The organism is Neisseria sp. GT4A_CT1 (genome assembly GCF_000227275.1).
Taxonomy (GTDB): Bacteria; Pseudomonadota; Gammaproteobacteria; order Burkholderiales; family Neisseriaceae; genus Neisseria.
In genome coordinates, this window is sequence record NZ_JH164965.1 from 163,695 (window position 1) to 166,465 (window position 2,771).

A 2,771-nucleotide genomic window follows, 5' to 3' on the forward strand; every position below is an offset into this window, starting at 1 on the left:
GATGATCACGGCTATGCCTGCGCGGTGGATGGCTTTGGCGGCGGGAATTTCGAGACCGCCGGTGCTTTCCATGACGACGAGGGCGACGTTGTGTTTTTTAAGGTATTCGATAGTATGGGCGATACCTTTGGGGTTGTTGGTTTCGGTTTTGGTTTTGGTTTTAGACAAAGACGAAACGGCGATGACGAAGTTTCGTTTGGCGATGTCGATGCCTGCACAGTTGTATTGGGTACTCATCATAAACCTGCCTTGCATTCGGTTGTGTTGTCTGGCAACTGTCCGGTTGTGTCGATGGGTTGCCCGGCCGCTCCCTGAGCTACGCAACGGTTGTTTGCCTTGGTCGGATGCGGGTGGCGGCGGGCGGTTTGTTGCTATGATACGGGTGTTTCGATATACAAGGTCGTCTGAAAAATAAATCGGCTATTTTTTTGCTTTTTTCAAAGGATGGTGTTGCTCGAGCCATTGCAGCGCTTCTTTGGCAGCTTGCTGCTCGGCAACCTTGCGGCTGCTGCCTTGTGCTTTGCAGATGAAGCCGAGTTCGCCCAAATCGCATGAAATCAGGAACATACTGTCATTGGCATGACCGATTTGTTCTTCAATGCGGTATTTGGGCAGGGCAAGGCGGCGGGCTTGGAGGGCTTCTTGCAGGGCGGTTTTGTTGTCTTTTCCCTGCGTTTTGAAATCGGCGCGTTTGACGCGTTCGGCAAACAAGTGCCGCACCACTTTCTCCGCCTCGGCGAAATCCGCATCAAAGCTAACGGCGGCAAACATCGCTTCCATAGCATCGGCAAGGATGGAGGGTCGTCTGAATCCGCCGCTTTTCAACTCGCCCGCACCCAAATAAAGCCCGTCGCCGACATTCATTTCCAAAGCAATTTCCGCCAACACGCCTTCATTGACCAAGCTTGCGCGCAAACGCGACAACTCGCCTTCGGTCAGCTTGGGGAACGCGTCAAACAACATTTTGGCGACGGTGTAGTTCAAAATCGAATCGCCGACAAACTCGAAACGCTCGTTGTTTTTCGCATGGTAGCTGCGGTGGGTCAACGCCTGCTGCAAAAGCGCGGTATCTTTGAAATGGTAACCCAGTTTATTCTGAATGGCGGTATGCGCCTGCTGTTTTAACACATCTGTTTTCATGAGGACGTTTGTCTTTCTTCTTGCTTCGGCGTATCGGGCGGGAGGCGGCGAAAATTCAACCTCCCAAACCAACCCGAATGCGTTTCGGCACTTCATGCAAATACGGAAACACTTTAAGGCTGCAATAGTCGTCTGAAATACAGTTCAGCCCGTTTCAGACGACCAGCATTGTACCATCAAACCATAAGCGGCAAATATAAAGATACACGGTGCAGAGCCAGCCCTAATCATGATAAAATCCGCACAATTTTTACGGCACGCAACACACCACAATGAACAAATTTGCCCAAGCCCTCTCAGCCGCACTCGACCGCTGCATCGTCACCAACACGGTAGCCAAACAAGGCGAACCCGTCGGCTTCCTCTACCGCGAAGCCCCCGTTTTCGAAAACGACAGCGGCTGGCGTTTCTTCAGCGGCGACGAGACCGACGAATACACCGACGATCCTGACAATTTCAGCGTCGTCAGCCTTTCCGAAATCACCCAGTCCAATCCCGCCATCGCCGCGCTCATAACCCAACCCGAAGGCAGTGCATGGGAAATAGGCAAAGACGGCGAGTTTCAAGCCGTTGCCGACTGGCAGCCACAAGAATAAATCCACCAATATCGTTTTCAGAAAAGCCAAACGTCGTCTGAAAACCCGTTTACCGCTCAAAATACAAGGAAACACCATGAACATCATCGCCCCGAACCTCGACGGCGCACACCTACGCATCGGCATCGTACAAGCCCGCTTTACCAACGAAATCGGCAGCGAAATGCTCAAAGTCTGCTGCCGCACCCTGCAAGAATTGGGTGTAGCCGACAACAACATCACCATCGCCACCGTACCCGGCGCGCTCGAAGTACCGCTCATCCTGCAAAACATGGCAGCCTCCGAGCAATACGACGCACTGATTGCCATCGGCGTCGTCATCCGCGGCGAAACCTACCATTTCGAACTCGTTTCCAACGAATCCGGTTCAGGCGTAACCCGTGTCGGACTCGACTACAACATCCCCATCGCCAACGCCATCCTGACCACCGAAAACGACGAGCAAGCCGTCGCGCGTATTGAAGAAAAAGCCGCCGACGCTGCCAAAGTCGCCGTCGAGTGCGCCAACCTCGTCAACCATCTGATTGAAGAGCAGTTTGACGACGAAGAAGAATAAATCCGAACGCGAAACCCGCCGCTTTACAGCATCTCGGTTTCGCTCCATCCGCCGGACAAACCGTTTTCAGACGACCCGTCATCCGAAAGAGGTCGTCTGAAACATTCATTACCGCACCCACCGTGCCGCCAACGAAGGAATCCCCATGAAAACCCCACGCCGCCGCGCCCGCGAGTTAGCCGTACAAGCCCTCTACCAAGCCGGCATCAACAACACCGCCGCCCCCGAAATCGCTAAAAACATCCAAGACCAGCCCGACTTCGCCAAAGCGGACGAAGAGCTGTTCAACAAACTCTTCTTCGGCACACACACCCATGCAGCCGAATACATCCAACAAATCCGCCCCCTGCTCGACCGCGACGAAAAAGACCTCAGCCCCATCGAACGCGCCGTCCTGTTGATGGCATGCCACGAATTAAGCGCGATGCCCGAGACCCCCTACCCCGTCATCATCAACGAAGCCATCGAAGTGACCAAAA

The 2,771-nt window shown here is 53.7% G+C and carries 5 protein-coding genes; 3 read left to right on the forward strand and 2 right to left on the reverse strand.

Annotation, left to right across the window (positions count from 1 at the left end):
- Both HMPREF1028_RS03460 and rnc read right to left on the reverse strand, forming a co-directional pair.
- Positions 1–237: transposase (locus HMPREF1028_RS03460; protein WP_349267052.1), on the reverse strand; the 237-nt coding region annotated here is incomplete at its 3' end.
- A 183-nt stretch (positions 238–420) separates the two neighbouring features.
- A complete protein-coding gene (rnc, locus tag HMPREF1028_RS03465) occupies positions 421–1,140 on the reverse strand; it encodes a ribonuclease III (protein WP_009311395.1) in 720 nt (239 codons plus the stop codon).
- A 272-nt stretch (positions 1,141–1,412) separates the two neighbouring features.
- Here rnc and HMPREF1028_RS03470 point away from each other — a divergent pair, with 272 nt between their 5' ends.
- The 3 genes from HMPREF1028_RS03470 to HMPREF1028_RS03480 form a co-directional block, all read left to right on the forward strand.
- Positions 1,413–1,736, forward strand: coding sequence for a DUF2185 domain-containing protein (locus tag HMPREF1028_RS03470; protein WP_009311396.1), 324 nt, complete (start codon positions 1,413–1,415; stop codon positions 1,734–1,736).
- A gap of 76 nt (positions 1,737–1,812) precedes the next feature.
- Positions 1,813–2,292, forward strand: coding sequence for a 6,7-dimethyl-8-ribityllumazine synthase (gene ribH / locus HMPREF1028_RS03475; protein ID WP_009311397.1), 480 nt, complete (start codon positions 1,813–1,815; stop codon positions 2,290–2,292).
- 145 nt (positions 2,293–2,437) lie between these two features.
- The coding region (locus HMPREF1028_RS03480; RefSeq protein WP_009311398.1) for a transcription antitermination protein NusB at positions 2,438–2,771 on the forward strand (334 nt) is incomplete at its 3' end.

What these genes read in the sequence shown, in the direction of transcription:
- rnc (WP_009311395.1), bottom strand. Translation starts at nt 1,140, where the DNA reads ATGAAAACAGATGTGTTAAAACAGCAGGCGCATACCGCCATTCAGAAT.
- HMPREF1028_RS03470 (WP_009311396.1), top strand. Translation starts at nt 1,413, where the DNA reads ATGAACAAATTTGCCCAAGCCCTCTCAGCCGCACTCGACCGCTGCATC.
- ribH (WP_009311397.1), top strand. Translation starts at nt 1,813, where the DNA reads ATGAACATCATCGCCCCGAACCTCGACGGCGCACACCTACGCATCGGC.